Below are 17,895 nucleotides of genomic sequence, written 5' to 3' on the forward strand. Positions count from 1 at the left end.
ATGAAAAAAATAGTAGAGGTAAAAAACTTAAGTGTTTCCTTCAACACGTACAATGGTGAGGTACAAGCCGTACGCAATATATCATTTGATTTATTTGAAGGTGAAACCTTAGCCATTGTAGGCGAGTCTGGCTCTGGAAAATCTGTTACTTCGAAAAGCCTTCTTCGCCTTAATCCAACCGAGTCCACAATGATAAAAAGCGGACACATTTTTTATAACGGGCATGATATTTTATCTTCCAGTGAGCAAGAAATTCGAGCAATACGCGGAGCTGAAATCGCTATGATTTTTCAAGATCCAATGACTGCCTTAAACCCTACGATGACGATTGGTCACCAAATTGCAGAAAGTATAAAAAAACATACGACTTTACGTGGCCGACACATAACTAACCGTGTTATAGAACTATTGCAACTTGTCGGTATTAAAGAAGCTGATAAACGCTATAAACAGTACCCACATCAATTTTCTGGAGGTATGCGCCAGCGAATAGTCATTGCCATGGCTCTTGCTTGTGAGCCACGTATCATCATTGCTGATGAGCCTACCACAGCACTAGATGTTTCGATCCAAGCGCAGATTTTAGAATTATTAAAAAATCTACAACAAAAAATGAATTTATCCATTATCTTTATTACCCACGATTTAGGCGTTGTCGCTAAAATGGCAGATCGCGTCGCCGTGATGTATGCTGGAAAAATCATTGAGATTGGCTTAGTTGATGAAATATTTTATCATTGTCAGCACCCTTATACACAAGGGCTACTCGCAGCCATGCCTAATCCAGATATTGAGACAAATTCATTGTATGCTATTCCTGGAACGCCACCAAACCTACTTCATCCCCCTACTGGTGACGCCTTTGCAGCTCGTAATAAACATGCCTTAAAAATTGACTTTATAGAGGAACCACCTATGTTTCAGGTCAGCGACACTCATTTCGCTGCCACTTGGTTATTGCATGAACACGCACCGAAAATAGTACCGGTTCACCAACAGCTTGCTCAAGTACAGCAAGAGAAGCGTCAGGCACCAACTATCTTTGATAAAGAACATCCATATTTATCATTAAAAGAGGTTAAGCAGCACTTTTCTTTAAGTAAAAACACGGTTAATAAAGCGGTAGATGGCATTACTTTCGATATTTATAAAGGAGAAATTTTTGGTCTTGTAGGAGAATCCGGATGTGGTAAATCGACAACGGGACGTTCCATTATTGGACTCCATGCGATTACTAGTGGTGAGATTCACGTTGATGGCCGTAATATCAATGACCATCAAACAAAAAAAGACAAGCTTGCCTTCAATAGCAAGGTGCAAATGATTTTTCAAGATCCCTATTCTTCTCTCAATCCACGTATGAAGATAATGGATATTATTGCAGAAGGATTGGCCATTCATGAAGTACCTAAAAGTGAATGGAAGTCAAAAATATATGAGCTATTAAACATAGTCGGATTAACAAAGGAGTATGCAAACCGTTATCCTCACGAACTTAGTGGTGGCCAGCGTCAGCGAATTGGTATTGCACGTGCTCTAGCTGTAGAACCTGAACTCATCATTGCAGACGAGCCTATCTCTGCATTGGACGTTTCCATTCAGGCACAAATAGTGAATCTGCTAAAAAAGTTACAACAAGAACGTGGGTTGACCTATCTTTTTATTGCACATGATTTGTCGATGGTGAAGTATATTAGTAATCGTATTGGTGTGATGTATCGAGGGAAAATCGTTGAGCTAGCGGACAGTCAAGAGCTCTATGATCACCCCGTACACCCTTATACAAAATCATTATTATCGGCCATTCCATTACCAGATCCTAAGCTAGAGCGAGACCGCAAACGCATTATTTTTAATGAAGCTACCTATCAAGCTAACCGAAATACCGCAAGTGAAAGCTTTGTTGAGATACGGCCTGGTCACTTTGTTATGCTGACAGAAGAGGAGCTTGTCCAATACCGTTCAGCACAAGAAGGAGGTATATTACGTTGAAATTAAAGACCTTCCTCTTACTTGCTAGCTGTATAATCATAGTTTCCCTTAGCTATACCTGGCTCCTCCACCAACCAATCACTTTTTTAACGCTAATTAATAATATTTTCCTTATATCCCTTACTGCTACAATTGTAGGTGCTTCATTGGTTGTTGTACAAGGTGGGCTTTTTAATGGTATCGCCTATAGTTTTAAACGCTTTTTTGCACGTGTTACTAAAAATGGTGTCTATGCCTTTGAATTAGATGGAGATTTAGAATATGTTCATGCTCCGTCCTATACCTTCACTTATCCGCTACTACTAGCAGGTATACTTGGCTGCTCCGTGACAGCCATTTTATCTATAGTTTTCTATCTATAAATGAAAAATGCTGTCCTCTCGAGAAAAGAGGACAGCATTTTTATTTTACAATTTCTACCCATTTATAGCTTATGTCAGCTGAGAATGGATGCTCATATAAGTTTTTCACATATGGTTTTGTCAAACGACTTAACCCTTTTTGGAATGTTGGGGCAAATGCTACATCTTCCATCATTAATTTTTCGGCTTGCTGCATAAGTTCCCAACGCTCGCTAACATTAGAGGTAGTTTTTGCTTGTTTAATAAGTGCATCAACTTTTTCATTTTTATAGTTAGATTGATTATAATAAGCCGTTGACTCAAATAATTCAATATATGTCATAGGGTCTTGATAGTCAGGGCCCCAGCCACCATAGTCTAAATCAAAATCAACAGCCCCTTCTAATGCAAGCTTTTGCTTATTTGGCTGCATATTAATTGTTAGCTCTAAGCCTTCTAAGTTCGTCTCCAATTGGTTTTTAATAAATTCAGCGGCTTTTTTAGATTCTGCACGGTCATATGTTAAAAACTCCAGCTTTACTTGGTCTACACCAAGTTCCTTTAAGCCAGTAGCCCACGCTTCCTTCGCTAGCTCGATATTTGTTTTATTCATATCGCCGTTGCCATCACGGAAATCATTTCCCTTGTCATCTGTTGATAATCCCTGAGGTACTAAATAGTAGGCAGGAATGGAACCATCCTGTAATATCACATCAGCGAATCCTTGTTTGTCCCATGCCATATCAATGGCTTTACGAATGTTTAGATTAGATAAATATTTATTTTCATGATTCATACGAATAAAATACGTATTTGGCTTTAAAAACGTTGAATACTCTGGACTGTCTTTATATTGAGCAACATATTCACTAGATAACTCGGCAGTGTCTATTTCACCAGCTTCATAGAGATTGACAGCCGTTGCCGTATCTTTCACTATTTTCTGCGTGATTTTAGTAAGTTTTACCGTGTCCTTATCCCAATAACTTTCATTTTTGACGAACGTCCATCCTTGCCCATGTTGCCAAGACTCCATCATGAAAGGTCCATTATAGATCATATTTTCCGCTTCTAGCGCGTATTGATCGCCTTGGGACTCTGTAAATTCTTTATTTAATGGGAAGAACGGTGCATACGTTGTTAAGCTAATAAAGTATGGGATCGGCGCATTTAGCTGCACTTCTAACGTTTCATCATTTATTGCTTTAATACCGATTTCCTCCACCTTCCCATAAAGGGGATCTTCTTCTGTTTGCACATTGGCAGCATTTTTTATATCTAGCATTAAGTATGAATAGATTGCTTGAGTTTCGGGATTTATAGCTCTTTTCCATGCATACTCAAAATCATGTGCTGTCACTGGAGTCCCATTACTCCACACAGCATCTTTACGTATTTTAAATGTATATACTGTACCATCCTCAGAAACTTCATGTGACTCTGCCATACCTGGAATTGGTGTATTTTCAGGACCTATACGATATAATCCCTCAAATACTGAGTTCATTGCCGTCACAGCAAGTGCATCTACACTCCCTAAAGAGCTCATCGTCGTTAAATCTCCTGTTGCCACTAAATGAAGTTCCTGTGCGGCAATATTATCTTCCCCATCAGAAGATACATTGTCTGTTTCATTACTATTTGTAGTATTTCCAGAAGTGGTGTTATCTTTGCCGTAACAACCGACCAATACAACGAGCATTAATGCTAACAATACGAAAAGCCATTTTGTTTTTTTAGCCATCCTCAAAACCCCTTTAATTTTATTGCACGAAAGAAATCGCACTATAAAAATCTATGCAATTTCCATGCCGATTCTATTTTTTAAAAAATTGGCACAGTTTTTGCATTATACTTTCATTAAAGGGGGAATGACAACATGTCAAAACTAGAACAATTACGAAATGCTCTACAAGCACAAGGTACAAGCGCAATGATTATTACAAATGCTCAAAACCGACGTTATTTAACAGGATTTACAGGAAGTGCAGGAACGGTTGTAGTAACTAACACACGAGCACTTTTATTGGTGGACTTCCGCTATACACAGCAAGCAACAGAGCAAAGTAAAGCATTTGAGGTTCATGAAATTGATCGCAGCCGTTTATATGAAACGATTCAAGAAATTTTAGAACAGGAATCCATTCAAACTGTTGGCTTTGAACAACATCACGTCACTTACTACACGTATCAATTAATGGCAAATAAATTAACAGCAACATTAAAGCCTTTATCTACAATTGTGGAAGATTTACGTATGATTAAGACACCAGAGGAAATTGAAATTATTAAGAAAGCAGCTTGGATTTCAGATGAAGCCTTTAAGCATATTTTGACATTCATTAAACCTGGTGTTACAGAAATCGAAATTGCCAATGAGCTGGAATCCCATATGCGTAAAAATGGTGCTACTGGCGCTGCATTTGATATGATTGTCGCTTCTGGTCATCGCTCTGCTCTACCACATGGCGTGGCGTCTTCGAAAACTATTAAGCAAGGTGATATGCTTACACTTGATTTTGGCGCTTATTATGAAGGCTATCGTTCTGACATGACAAGAACTATTGCTGTCGGCGAGCCCCCTGAACAATTAAAAGAAATATATCAAATTGTTTATGGCTCCTTGCAACACGCTCTTTCTAATATGAAGGCTGGTATTACTGGACGACAGGCAGATAGCTATACACGTGACTATATTACAGCTAAAGGCTATGGGCAAAATTACGGACATGGAGCAGGTCATGGCATCGGTCTAGATATTCACGAAAATATTTTCATGTCGACAGTTTGTGAAGACGTTTTAGAGGAGAATATGGTGCTTACTGTAGAGCCAGGCATTTATGTCCCACAAGTTGGTGGTGTTCGTATAGAGGATGATGTCATCATTACAAAAGATGGTGTTGAAATAATCACACACTCGCCAAAAGAACTCATTATTTTATAATTTCTTTACACTTACCCTATAGATGTTTACTTTTTTTACACTTTTTAAAACCATTCATTTCAACATTTTGAGCTTATTATTGAAAGCTAATGATTCATTTCGTTGCACATGTCAAAGTTTCTTGTCACTATATTTTTCTAAGTTAGTTAGATAGATTGATAGAGAATCGAGGTTTAAGTATGCAACTTTCTATTAAACAAACACAAGAATTACAAATCGTTATGTCTACCCAACTTCGTCAGGCAATCGAGCTACTCCAATACTCAACTCAGGAGTTAGAACAATATATACGTGAACAAGAGCTCGTTAATCCGTTAATCGAACTAAGTGAACCAACACTTAAAGAGCACCTACAGATTCCAAAAACGAGTAGCGGACACTATAACAATTGGCATCTTTCTACAAAATGTGAAAAAAATATTCGTGATGAGCTGTTCCAGCAGGTCAGGCTAACATTTGATAATGAAAAGGACATTCAGCTCTTAAAACATATTATTTATCATTTAGATGACAATGGTTATTATGAGCAACCTATACAAACTTCTTATAATGACCTAGAAATAGAAAAGGGCATTCATTTATTACAAACGATTGGTCCTTTAGGAATGGGTGCACGTAATTTAAAGGAATGTTTACTATTACAAACTATTTATTGTCCTAACAGCCCTGCTCATGCCGATACTATTATTTCTAATTATCTAGAAGAGCTTGCTCATAATAATTGGAAGAAAATATTAAAAGAGCTGGATATATCACTAAATGACTTACAAATGATTTATCTTTTTATACAATCTTTACAGCCAAAACTAAGCTCATTATTTTATCAGGAATTGGTACATACGACGATACCAGATATTATTGTTGATATTGTTGACGGTGGGATTACCTTTTCGTTGAACGATTATTATTTACCAAAGATTAGTATTCACGCTGACTACTTTCCTTATATAAAAGCTCATTCCTCAGAAAAGAGTTATTTTAAAAAACACTTAGCTGACTACCACTGGCTAGTGAACAGCATTGAACAACGTCGAAATACAATGATCAACATTATGAAGGCCCTTATTGAAAAGCAAAAAAATTTCTTTCTGGATGGCTTCGACGCCATGCAACCACTTACGTTGCGTGAAATTGCTGACCAAATAGATGTTCACGAATCAACGGTAAGTCGTATTACAACAAATAAGTATGTACAAACTGCTTTTGGCACCTTTGAATTAAAGGAATTATTCAGCTCTAAATTGTCGACAGCCAATGGTCAGAGTGTGTCACAAGTAAAGGTGAAGTCTTTGCTGTCAGACTATATCAAGTCAGAAAATAAGGCTAAGCCCTTCTCTGATCAAAAAATAGCTGAATATTTTAACGCTGCTTTAGGCATTGAAATATCTCGACGTACCATAGCCAAATACCGCGAGGACATGAGTATCCCGTCCTCTGCACGGCGTAAAATAATACCCTTTCAATAACGAGAAAAGGAGCTACCTATTGAAGATAGCTCCTTTTCCTTCTTTCATGCAAATTCACCTATTATTGCTTCATATTAACAAATACACTTTTCACCTCAGTGTAATTGGACAATCCATATTCACCGCCCATTTCACGACCAATACCTGACTGTTTGTAACCTCCAAATGGCATCGTTTCCCATTCTAATCCAAAATCATTAATCCATACTGTCCCTGCTTGTAGTTTACTAGCAATATAATGTGCCTTCTTTACATTTTCAGTCCAAATGCTTGCAGCAAGTCCATACTTACTATTATTAGCGCGTGCAATTACTTCATCTACTGTTTCAAACGATAGAATGGACATAACAGGTCCGAAAATCTCTTCTTGGGCAATTGTCATCGTGTCCTGTACATCAGCAAAGATAGTTGGTTGGACAAAATATCCCTTTGGCAGTGCTCGATCACCGCCAGCTACTAAGCGAGCACCCTCCTCTTTTCCTTTTTCGATAAAATAAAGAACAGTGTTTAATTGCTTTTGTGACACTAATGGACCCATATCTGTTTCTGGGTCTAAACCTGGCCCTACCTTCAATGCTTTAGCCTTTTCTGCGAGTCGTTCAATAAATTGATTGTATAGACTACTATGCACAAATACTCGTGTACATGCGCTACAGTTTTGGCCATGATTGTACATCGTCCCAGCAAATGTTCCTTCTATTGCCTCCTCGACATCTGCATCTTGTAACACAATAGCAGGAGATTTCCCCCCAAGCTCTAATGTTATACTTTTCACATCATCAGCAGCCTTTTTCATCACGTGTATTCCTGTCTTTGTTGATCCAGTGAAGGCTACTTTTGCTACACCTTTATGAGTAACAATCGCTTCGCCCGCCTCTCCCGTACCTGGTACAATATTTACCACACCGTCCGGAAAACCAGCTTGTTTCATTAATTGCCCCACATATAATAATGACAATGGCGTTTCAGCCGCAGGTTTGATGACAACCGTACATCCTACAGCTAACGCTGAGCCAAGCTTCCATGCCGCCATGGCAAGAGGAAAATTCCAAGGAATAATTTGACCTACAACTCCAACGGGCTCATGTACAATGTAATTCAAGTAATCCTTCGACACTTGTACAGTCTGGCCTGTAATTTTTGTTGCCCAGCCCGCATAATAACGAAAATGTTGAACTGTGCCATCCACATCATCTGCAAGAGCAGTTTTATATGGTTTTCCATTGTCTAATGATTCAAGCTGTGCTAGCTCTTCACGATGTTCTTCTAGTAAATCTGCCAATTTATAAATAATTCGGGAGCGTTCAGCTGCCTCCATCGTTGACCATTCACCATCAAATGCTTTTCGAGCAGCTTCTACTGCAAGATCAATATCTTCTGCCTGTGCTTCGCTTACTACCGCAATGACCTCTTCATTAGCAGGATTTAAAACATTCAATGCTTTACCTGATTGAGCTTGCACATATTCACCGTCAATATACAAGCCGATCGTGGACTGTAGAAATTCCTTTACTTGTGGTTTTAATGTCAACACTGCCTCCATCATTCATCCCCCTTTGCATTAATAATGTTCAATTGCCAGTACGTCTAAATTAGTCATAATTGCTTTAAGTTGGGCATCTTCTTCCTCTGTTAGTGGGAGTCGTGGTAGACGACAAGGCCCTCCTGCCCACCCTTTTAGTTCCATTGCACGTTTAGTAATTTGTACATATTTACCCGATCCCTCTAAAAATGCACATAAAGGTAATAAGCGATCGTAAATTGCCCAAGCTGCCTCTAGGTTCCCCTCTTGTACTTGGCTATATAATTTTGTCACAAGCTCTGGCACAATATTTCCAGATACAGAAATCCACCCAACAGCCCCAACTAAAAATGATTCGATAGCTAAATCCTCTGAGCCACAAAATACTTTTATATCATCTTGGCCTTGACGTACGATATCACGCGCTTTTCCAATATTGCCGCTTGATTCTTTAATATGTGTAATATTTGGAACATCTCTACCTACTTTTAAAATCGTTTCTAAGCCAATATCTACCCCCGAAGTAAACGGATTATTATAGATCATAATAGGGAAGTTTACAGATTCGGCTACTGATTTAAAATGAACATATATTTCATCATCTTTTGGATGTGCGTAATAGGAATTAATTAATAATGCTGCATCTGCTCCAGCCTGTTCTGCCTGCTGTGTATAGATAATTGCTTCTGCAGTTGTTTCAGCTGCTGTACCAACAATCAATGTAATTCGCCCTTTAATTTGATCTACAGCTACCTCTACTGCTTTAAACCGTTCTTCTTTCGTTAAACTTACAAATTCACCTGTACTACCGTTAATAGCAATACCTGTTACCCCTGCTTCAATAAAATGTTCAATATTTTGACGGAAACCACCCCAATCAATGTCTGTTTGATTTTTCATCGGCGTTACTAATACAGGAAATACACCTTCTAGATTTTTCATCTTTATCCTCCTCTATCCTCTTTTATTACACAATGATAAATCCATGCTGCAAAGGATCTTCACGGTCCACTACAAATTGATGGATTCCTGTGATATAACCTGTTAATGCAATTTCGTAGCCAGCTTCATGCTTTTGTATAATTTCAATGCTGCTACCAAAAATACTGTCGTTTTTTTTGACAGCTTCTTCCCCTAAAACCGCTATTAACGCCAGTGTACTATCTACACCAGGTGAACGTAATATATAGCCATCTCGTTCAAAGGTAACGGACCTGACAGAGCCAACTAATTGTTCATACATAATGACCCCATCTGCCGTACTATATTTCTCACTTTCTAGTAATCCCCACGTACTGATTTCTGCTAATTCTTCTAAAACAATGGCTTTAATTTGCCGTGGTTTTTCAACCACCATGTAGCGTCGTTCATTATCAATAATGACTTGCTCACCTTCTAAATGTGCTGGCTTCACTATTAAATGAACTGATAATACTGCATCTCTCTTTTCAGAAAGTTTGACATAGGCTTCATAGACGCCTTTGACTGTTTCAATAGAGTAAGTATTATTTTTTGAGAGTTCTATTGTTCCTTGCTCAATCAATGCTGTCATTGTGGCTACAAGTGCCTCATACTTAAAATTTGTAGAAGCTGCATGCTGGAAAAATAATAAGCGATAAGAAGCAATAGCGGATGGTAAAACAAGGCAGCCATTCATTCCACGGTGTCCTCTAGGCTCATTCAAAAGCTGTTGTTTTGTATCTTCAAATTGTGTATTTAACTGATGATCCGCTTCCAAAATATCTTCATGCATAAGCATGATTGGGGATTGCACAATGATGCGAAAGGCTTCTCCCACTACTTGTGTATCTATCGTTTGAAAAGACTTATGAAAATTCATGTTTATCCTCCCTTAGTGATCCATTGGCGGAATCATCAAATAGCCCTCTTTTAGTGGGTCCTGATCATTGTAAAAGAAACGATGCATCCCCATTACCCATGCTGATCCTGTTACCTCCGGAATAACAGCTGTTAAACCACTTATCGTTACTTCTTCTAGTACACGTGCTTTAAACATTGTTCCCACAATACTTTCATAAACGAAGGACTCATTGAGAGCGAGCTTATTTTTTGAGTAGAGTGTAGCAATTTTGGCAGAAGTACCAGTGCCACAAGGAGAACGGTCTATTCCTCCTGGCGGAACAACAACTGTATTTTTTAAATCTGCTGATGGGTTAACTGGATCTGTATAAAACTCAATATGTGTAAGCCCATGGATAAACGAGAATTCAGGATGGACAATATCCTCCTTAGCATTTACAGTATTACGGAGGCGAATAGCCGTGTTAATAATCTTCGTCGAATTGTCTACAGCTAAGTCTAGATTGATTTTTCTAGCATCAATAATGCCGTAAAAGTTCCCTCCATATGCTATTTCACATTCCACTACACCTAGCTCAGCATCGTTGATTTCAATCGTTTTTAATAAAAAGGATGGTACGTTTTTAAAGGTCACTTCCTTCGCTACTCCATCATCCACTTTAATTTGTACATCTATTAAACCTGCAGGTGTGTCCAATTTTATGTTTGTATAGGGTGTAGTGACCTCTATTAAATTTGCTTCAATTAGTGCTGTACAAACACCTATTGTGTCATGTCCACACATTGGTAAGTACCCACCTGTTTCTATATAAATCACGCCAATATCGGCTTCGGCGTGGCAAGAATCTGTAATGATAACGCCTGACATTACGCTATGTCCTCGTGGCTCATTCATAAGAAATTTTCGAATCCAGTCATAGTTCTCTTGCATAAATAACATTTTTTCTGACATAGTTTTGCCTTCAAGCTTGGGCATACCACTTATTAATGAACGTGTTGGATTTCCACCCGTATGAGTATCAATCGTCATAAATAGCTTTTGAAAATTCATTTATGAAGGACTCCTTTCTGAAAACGACTAAGATGTACCGGTTCAGTAGGAATGCATGTATCTTTGTGCTGGAGTAATTCTTGGATAAGTTTTCCGGTAACTGCAGCTAAGCTAATGCCATCTCCTTCATGACCCGCTGCAATATAGAAGCCAGGTACTTCTTCTACTTCACAAATAATAGGTAAATGATCTTCTGTCCATGGTCTTAACCCTGCATATGTACGAATAATCGACATATCAGCAATTTTTGGATAGAATCGTACTGCACGTCTAGCAATCATTTTTGCCACATCATGATTCACCTTCGTGTCAAAGCCTACAAATTCACGACTACTCCCTATTAAAAAATTCTGTGCCTCTGTCGGTTCAAACACTAAGGCTACTCCATACTTTTCAATATCCGCATCCACCTTACGCTCTCCACCAAACTTTGAAATTAAATAACCAAATTCCATTACTTTTCTTAGCCCAACTGGTTGCTGACGTGATGCGACCAGTATATGACCTTTGCGAGGTTTAATGGGAATATCAATATCAAGCATTTGTCCAATAAACGGTGCCCAAATTCCGCAAGCATTAATGACTTTATTGGCGGTTATCCATCCGTCATTCGTTTTAAGTAAAAATGTATGATCTGGCTGTTTTTTAATATGCTTGACCTCTGTCTGTTTTTTTATCTTTGCCCCTAACTTCTCAGCTGAATGAAACATAGAAAATGTCAGCATGTATGGGTTCACTGTTGAATCAGTTTTACATTCCAATCCACCGTATAAGTCATCTGCGAAGTATTTTGATTCGTTCCGTAAATCCTCACGATCTAACATCGTAAAATCTAAACCCGCCTCTTGTTGGCGATTAACCCATTGCTGCGCAGCCTCCATCTCTAGCTCACTTTCACAAACAAGGATGCTGCCCGGATTCCGATATTCAAAGCTCATATCTAACTCTCTATTAAGTTCATGAACCAATCTTTGACTGACTAAAGACATTTGACTGTCGAAGCCAGGATCTTTATCAATAGCTAAAATATTGCCATCACAACGAGAAGAAGTCCCACTCGCAAGTTCGTTTTTTTCAAGTATTGTGATATCTAGGCCGGCCTTTGCGCAATAATAAGCTATTGCTCCACCAATAATGCCACCGCCAATAATTACGATATCATGATGGGATTTCTTCATATCTTCCTCCTCCTTTCTATTTATGACTGTATGATGCAAAAATCATGCCAATCTATCAAACTGGAATTTGTTTGATAAACTAGGCACTATGTGTCAAAATTATTTATATTATTCAAAATAATTGGACAAATGAACAATAAGGGGGGACTTATCTTGCATCCATATCATTTAATAATGAATAAAATAGTAAAATGTAACTTTGCTATTACAACTACTGACGACATTGTGTCCAAAATAAACGATGCCAGCAAACAATATTTTGTGATTGAAAATAATAAACCCTATGGTGCAGTTCGCGGTAAAAGAAAAAATGATGTTCACTATGTTGCCTGTCATACCATCCAGTCGAATTGCCCGCTCAAAAACGCCATTGAATATATGAAGGACTACGAATTTTTACTAGTTTGTAATGAGGAGAAGCAATATTTAGGATATTTATGGAGAGAGTCCTTAGCATACGACCTTGCCTATGAATTAGAATGCGGAAATGCTTATTTACAAACTATTTTAAATACTATTAATGAATCATGTACGGTCATAGATGCTGAACAAAATGTTATTTATTGGACAAAGGGTGCCGAAAGCATTTTTTCAGTATCTGGAGAAAATATTATCGGTAAGCCAATCACTCACTTTTTCAAAGAAGATCAACTAGAAATTTTACATACTTTACAGCATAGAAAATCTGTCTATCAACAGCAGCATTTTCCACGGGAAGATCTCGTCGTCATGATTAACTCTAATCCTGTTATGCTGCATGATAAGACAATTGGAGCGGTGGTAGCTGAAACAGATATTACCCATGTCAAGAAATTAAACGAAGAGCTTCATATTACATCTGAGAAATTGTTAAATTTAGAGAAACAGATGAATACGAATGGCCTAGCCTTTGACCCATTCACCCTTATTCGTGGTAATAGTCCAAAGCTTAAAGAAGTATTAGAAAAAGTAAAAAAGGTCGCAAAAACCGAGGCAAATATTTTAATTTATGGAGAGAGTGGCGTTGGTAAAGAGCTGTTTGCACGTGCAGTTCACGCTATTCGAGAAAAGTCTGAGGCACCCTTTGTTGCTATCAATTGTGGGGCCATTCCAAGCGGTCTATTTGAAAGTGAAATTTTTGGCTATGAAAAAGGAGCTTTTTCTGGTGCCCATCAAAAGGGAAAAAAAGGTAAAGTAGAGCTTGCACGTGGGGGTACTTTATTTTTAGATGAAATCGGTGAGATGCCGCTAGAAATGCAAGTCAAGATTTTACGATTGCTCCAGGAAAAAACTTTTTACACAGTTGGCGGTACAAAGGAAATGGACGTCGAATTTAATTTAGTAGCAGCTACTAATAGAGATTTGAAGCAATTAGTGGCAGAGGGCAAATTTAGAGAAGATTTATATTATCGACTGAATGTGGTGAATTTCACAGTCCCCCCTCTTAGAGAGCGGGCATCAGATATATTAGAAATAAGCAATTACTTCTTATATGAAAAGTCGATTAAATATAATCGACCTATTCAAGGTATCCCAACTGAAATAGCAAATGTTCTTTTAAAATACCACTGGCCAGGCAATGTGCGTGAATTATCTAATGTTATCGAGCGACTCGTTGTTTTTTCTGATGAGGGGGCCATTCATATGGAAGATCTTCCTACTGATATTTTAGCGATGATGCCAAAAGATGAAACATTGGACGTTAAGAGGGAGTTTCCTCTAGGGACAGAGCTCCACCATCAGCTTGAACATTATGAACGAGAAATAATATTAGACCAGCTTGCTAAAGTAAATGGTAATAAGAAAACATGCGCTAAAATTTTAGGTATTACTCGTGCCACTTTATACAACCGATTAAAAAAATTAAACATAGACGTCTAATTTATTTAAATATATGTCAATATTTCTATACACACCTTTCACATCCATCTAGATTTACTTACTTTTCGTAGCTATTTTTTTCTTTGGCATAGTTTTTGCATTATGTTCTATGTTAAGTATTTTTTAGAGTAGAGGTGGAACTATGCAAAATAAATCTATGATTGTATGCCGTTGTGAAGAAATTAGTTACGATGAATTAGTTGAAAGCGCATCAAAATATAAGTGCTCTGCACGAGAACTGAAATTACGAACGCGTGCAGGTATGGGCTATTGTGGCGGTCGTACATGCCGTACTATGGTAGATAAAATTGCCAATCTTCATCATCCTCGTAAAAATGATGAGGTTTCATTAAAACATCAAGCCCCTATTCGACCAGTACGATTCTCCGACTTAGGGGAGGTTAACTGATGACAGAACGTATATTAAACCACCCAATTTTCGGGAACATAATACAAAGAGAAAAAGTGACCTTTACTTTTGACGATCATGAGTTTGAAGGTTACAAAGGTGAGTCCCTAGCGGCTGCCTTGCTAGCACACGGAATACGGACTTTACGTTTGCACGAAGAAACTGGGCAGCCTCGAGGTATTTATTGTAATATTGGACATTGTTTTGAATGCCGTGTCACTGTAAATGGCTTAGAGGGCGAACGAGCATGCTTAACCCCTCTCTCAGATGGGATGGTTGTAAAAAGTGGACAGACACTTCCTACGACAGTAAGAGACTGGAGGAAGAATCATGAACAATAAAGTAGTTATTATTGGAGCTGGTCCTGCTGGGCTTGCGGCGGCCATTACATTAGCGGAAAAAAATATTGCAGTCCTTGTTATCGATGAATATTTATATGCGGGAGGTCGATTACTGGGACAACTATATGAAGAAAAGCCAGGAACATGGTGGAATGGCATTGTAGAATCTGAACGTTTAGTAGAACGTGCTAAAGCAGTCCATGTTGAGTTTTTATTACAAACAAGTGTATCCGACTTAGAAAAAATAGATGACATGTGGATCATCCATACAACCAAAGGTGTATTTCGCACCCAACATCTGCTACTAGCTACTGGAGCTGCCGAATCGCCTTTCCCAATTCCAGGTTGGACGCTACCAGGGGTAATGTCTGTTGGAGCAGCACAAGTTATGACAAATGTGCATCGTGTGAAGCCAGGTAAACGTGGCGTCATTGTCGGAGTTAATGTACTTTCTTCAGCGATTGCGATGGAATTACAATTAGCAGGTGTTCAGGTAGCCGCTATTACATTACCCCCTGCTAACTTGTTAACAGAAGGGAATAGCAATCCCTTAGAAGTTATGAACTCATTATTGCATGTAGCTCATATGGCTCCCTCCCCTTTTGTTAAGATGGGTAGCAAATTCATGAAAAATGACTTTATGAAAAAACTCGGTATTACCTTTTATCCTAAAAATGGTGTGAAAATGTGGGATATACCTATTATGTTGCGTAAAGCGGTTATAGAAATCGTAGGTAAAGATCAGGTCGAAGGGGTCGTTTTAGCAACTGTGAATACAGACGGCTCTATTGTGAAAGGTAGCGAACAACGTATCAAAGCTGATTTTATTTGTATCGCTGGTGGCCTTTACCCTCTAGCAGAGCTTGCTTCTGTAGCAGGTTGTCCATTTCATTATATCGAACAATTAGGTGGGTTCATTCCTTTACATAATGAACAAATGGAAACTAATTTAGAGGGGTTATATGTAGCTGGAAATATTACAGGAATTGAAGGAGCCAAGGTAGCATTAGCGCAGGGAGAAGTTGCAGCACTTACAATTGCTCAACGCCTCAATGGAGGAGCATCCAATCATGATATTAAGCTGGCCATCCAAGCTGTTGAAAAAACAAGAGCCACTGCACATATTCAATTTCATCCAGAAATTTTAGCTGGCCGTCAGCAGATGAAACAAATTTGGAATGAAACTGTTGGGTCTCTTACTATTCATAAAAAAACTATATGAAAGTGTAAAAGTCTTTTTCTCATCTTCATGAGTAAAAGGCTTTTTTGCTTTATGGCATAAAACATGCAATACATAGGGTGAGCTTAAAAATCATGAAGGGAGGTTTTCGCTATTTAAACATTTACCTAAACTAAAGCCGTACACACGCTTCAATCATATTGCAGGCATAATTCGCGTGATGAGTTGAGTGCTGGTGATGTATAGTAAACAAATTTTAGGGTGATAATTAAGGATTTTGATTTAAGAAAAAAAGGGGGAAACATCTATGGAGACAATCGTTAATGCGTTGGTCGATTATATTTGGGGAAATGCACTTGTATACTTAGCATTAGGGGTAGGTCTTTACTTTACCGTCCTAACAAAAGCTGTTCAAATTCGTTATATTCCTGAGATGATTCGATTATTACGTGAACGTAAAGAGTCAAATGAAGGAATCTCATCATTCCAAGCGTTTTGTATGGCATTGTCTGGGCGGGTTGGTGTTGGCAATATCGCAGGAGTGGCTACGGCAATTGCTGCTGGTGGACCAGGCGCAGTATTTTGGATGGGTGTTATGGCATTTCTAGGGGGTGCAAGTGCATTTATTGAATCAACACTTGCCCAATTATATAAAGAAAAGGCTGATGATCAGTATCGCGGTGGTTCTCCATACTATATCGAAAAGGGTTTAAGACTAAAGGGTTTTGCTATATTTGTTGCGATTGTTATCTGTCTTTCATATGGTGTTCTAGTACCGGGAATCCAGGCGAATACAATTGCCACTTCATTTAATACGGCTTTTCATATTCCGCCCTTTATAACAGGTGCCTTAATCGTTATTCTTTTGGGATTAATCATATTCGGTGGTGTAAAACGCATAGCACGTGTTGCAGATAAAGTTGTTCCTATTATGGCACTTGCCTACGTCATTTTAACACTCATCATATTAGGAGCGAATGTAAGTGAAATTCCAGATATGGTTAAACTTATACTGACAAGTGCCTTTGGTACAAATGCAATTTTTGGAGGTATAGTGGGGACTGCCATCGCCTGGGGTGTAAGACGCTCGGTATTTTCAAACGTAGCTGGAGCAGGAGAAGCAACTTTTAGTTCTGCTGCTGCTGAAGTATCTCATCCAGCTAAACAAGGTTTAGTTCAAGGGTTTTCCATCTATATTGATACAATCATTGTCTGTACGGCTACAGCTTTAATGATTCTCATAACAGGTATGTATAATGTTACTCCTCCTGGAACAACGACACCGTTAGTTGAAAATATCCCGGGCGTTGTAGCAGGTACTGCTTATACACAAGCAGCAGTATCTACAGTATTTAATGATTTTGGAAGTGGATTCGTAGCTATAGCAATTTTCCTCTTCGCATTCACTACTTTAATGGCATATTATTATATTGCAGAGACAACTATTGTGTATTTAGATAAAAAACTTCGCTTCCCATTTTTAAAATTAGTATTAAAAGTGATCTTCTTACTAGTTGTTTATATTGGAAGTGTTCAATCTGTCAGTCTTATGTGGGGTCTTGGAGACATTGGATTTGGGAGTATGAGTTATTTGAACTTTATTGCTATTGTATTATTAACCAAGCCAGCGATTCGAGTTTTACAAGATTATGATCGACAAAAAAAGGCTGGCCTCGATCCTATTTTTGATCCAAGAGAAGTCGGAATTAAAAATGCCGAATTCTGGATAGAATATAGCAATAGGCATAAAAAGAAATGAATAGAAATAAAAAAACAGTCAGCACACAGCT

At 38.3% G+C, this 17,895-nt stretch carries 15 protein-coding genes; 9 read left to right on the top strand and 6 right to left on the bottom strand.

From position 1 onward, the window contains the following. Complete coding sequence (locus tag MKY80_RS20730) at positions 1–1,992, top strand: ABC transporter ATP-binding protein (RefSeq protein ID WP_008177010.1); 1,992 nt, start codon at positions 1–3, stop codon at positions 1,990–1,992. Then, a complete protein-coding gene (locus MKY80_RS20735; protein WP_216604819.1) occupies positions 1,989–2,354 on the top strand; it encodes a DUF3899 domain-containing protein in 366 nt (121 codons plus the stop codon). Before MKY80_RS20730 ends, MKY80_RS20735 begins: the two co-directional genes overlap by 4 nt. 40 nt (positions 2,355–2,394) lie before the next feature. Here MKY80_RS20735 and MKY80_RS20740 read toward each other — a convergent pair whose 3' ends face one another. After that, the gene (locus tag MKY80_RS20740) at positions 2,395–4,077 is read right to left on the bottom strand and encodes a peptide ABC transporter substrate-binding protein (protein WP_096365780.1); all 1,683 of its coding nucleotides are present in this window, start codon (positions 4,075–4,077) and stop codon (positions 2,395–2,397) included. Positions 4,078–4,212: 135 nt separating this feature from the next. On the opposite strand from MKY80_RS20740, the gene MKY80_RS20745 reads away from it, so the two are divergent. Next, the gene (locus MKY80_RS20745; RefSeq protein ID WP_239355479.1) at positions 4,213–5,277 is read left to right on the top strand and encodes a Xaa-Pro peptidase family protein; all 1,065 of its coding nucleotides are present in this window, start codon (positions 4,213–4,215) and stop codon (positions 5,275–5,277) included. 179 nt (positions 5,278–5,456) lie between these two features. Next, positions 5,457–6,743: an RNA polymerase factor sigma-54 gene (rpoN, locus tag MKY80_RS20750; protein ID WP_089987163.1), complete on the top strand. Its 1,287-nt coding sequence runs from the start codon at positions 5,457–5,459 to the stop codon at positions 6,741–6,743. A 61-nt stretch (positions 6,744–6,804) separates the two neighbouring features. On the opposite strand, the gene MKY80_RS20755 is transcribed toward rpoN, so the two are convergent. The 5 genes from MKY80_RS20755 to MKY80_RS20775 are packed head-to-tail and all read right to left on the bottom strand — an operon-like array spanning position 6,805 to position 12,315. Then, the gene (locus MKY80_RS20755) at positions 6,805–8,286 is read right to left on the bottom strand and encodes an aldehyde dehydrogenase family protein (RefSeq protein ID WP_089987164.1); all 1,482 of its coding nucleotides are present in this window, start codon (positions 8,284–8,286) and stop codon (positions 6,805–6,807) included. 18 nt (positions 8,287–8,304) lie between these two features. Beyond that, positions 8,305–9,207 carry a 4-hydroxy-tetrahydrodipicolinate synthase gene (gene dapA, locus MKY80_RS20760; RefSeq protein WP_089987165.1) on the bottom strand — a complete coding sequence of 301 codons (903 nt, stop codon included), beginning with the start codon at positions 9,205–9,207 and terminating at the stop codon, positions 8,305–8,307. A gap of 25 nt (positions 9,208–9,232) precedes the next feature. Then, positions 9,233–10,105: a proline racemase family protein gene (locus tag MKY80_RS20765; protein ID WP_089987166.1), complete on the bottom strand. Its 873-nt coding sequence runs from the start codon at positions 10,103–10,105 to the stop codon at positions 9,233–9,235. Positions 10,106–10,117: 12 nt separating this feature from the next. Beyond that, complete coding sequence (locus MKY80_RS20770) at positions 10,118–11,137, bottom strand: proline racemase family protein (RefSeq protein WP_342531028.1); 1,020 nt, start codon at positions 11,135–11,137, stop codon at positions 10,118–10,120. Further along, positions 11,134–12,315, bottom strand: a complete 1,182-nt coding sequence (locus MKY80_RS20775) for an FAD-dependent oxidoreductase (protein WP_342531030.1) — start codon at positions 12,313–12,315, stop codon at positions 11,134–11,136. The genes MKY80_RS20770 and MKY80_RS20775 overlap by 4 nt, the downstream gene beginning before the upstream one ends. Before the next feature lie 174 nt (positions 12,316–12,489). Here MKY80_RS20775 and MKY80_RS20780 point away from each other — a divergent pair, with 174 nt between their 5' ends. From MKY80_RS20780 to MKY80_RS20800, 5 genes are all read left to right on the top strand, one after another. Then, the gene (locus MKY80_RS20780) at positions 12,490–14,175 is read left to right on the top strand and encodes a sigma-54-dependent Fis family transcriptional regulator (RefSeq protein WP_008177029.1); all 1,686 of its coding nucleotides are present in this window, start codon (positions 12,490–12,492) and stop codon (positions 14,173–14,175) included. 142 nt (positions 14,176–14,317) lie between these two features. Beyond that, entirely contained in the window at positions 14,318–14,584 is a 267-nt protein-coding gene (locus MKY80_RS20785) for a (2Fe-2S)-binding protein (RefSeq protein ID WP_008177031.1), read from the top strand. Next, the gene (locus MKY80_RS20790) at positions 14,584–14,925 is read left to right on the top strand and encodes a (2Fe-2S)-binding protein (RefSeq protein WP_008177033.1); all 342 of its coding nucleotides are present in this window, start codon (positions 14,584–14,586) and stop codon (positions 14,923–14,925) included. Before MKY80_RS20785 ends, MKY80_RS20790 begins: the two co-directional genes overlap by 1 nt. Continuing rightward, positions 14,915–16,147, top strand: a complete 1,233-nt coding sequence (locus MKY80_RS20795; protein WP_107922881.1) for an FAD-dependent oxidoreductase — start codon at positions 14,915–14,917, stop codon at positions 16,145–16,147. The genes MKY80_RS20790 and MKY80_RS20795 overlap by 11 nt, the downstream gene beginning before the upstream one ends. A 265-nt stretch (positions 16,148–16,412) precedes the next feature. After that, positions 16,413–17,864 (top strand): alanine/glycine:cation symporter family protein, encoded by a 1,452-nt coding sequence (locus tag MKY80_RS20800; RefSeq protein WP_342531035.1) that lies wholly within the window; start codon positions 16,413–16,415, stop codon positions 17,862–17,864. Positions 17,865–17,895 lie beyond the last annotated feature (31 nt).

Source organism: Lysinibacillus sp. FSL R5-0849, assembly GCF_038595075.1.
GTDB classification, from domain to species: domain Bacteria; phylum Bacillota; class Bacilli; order Bacillales_A; family Planococcaceae; genus Lysinibacillus; species Lysinibacillus fusiformis.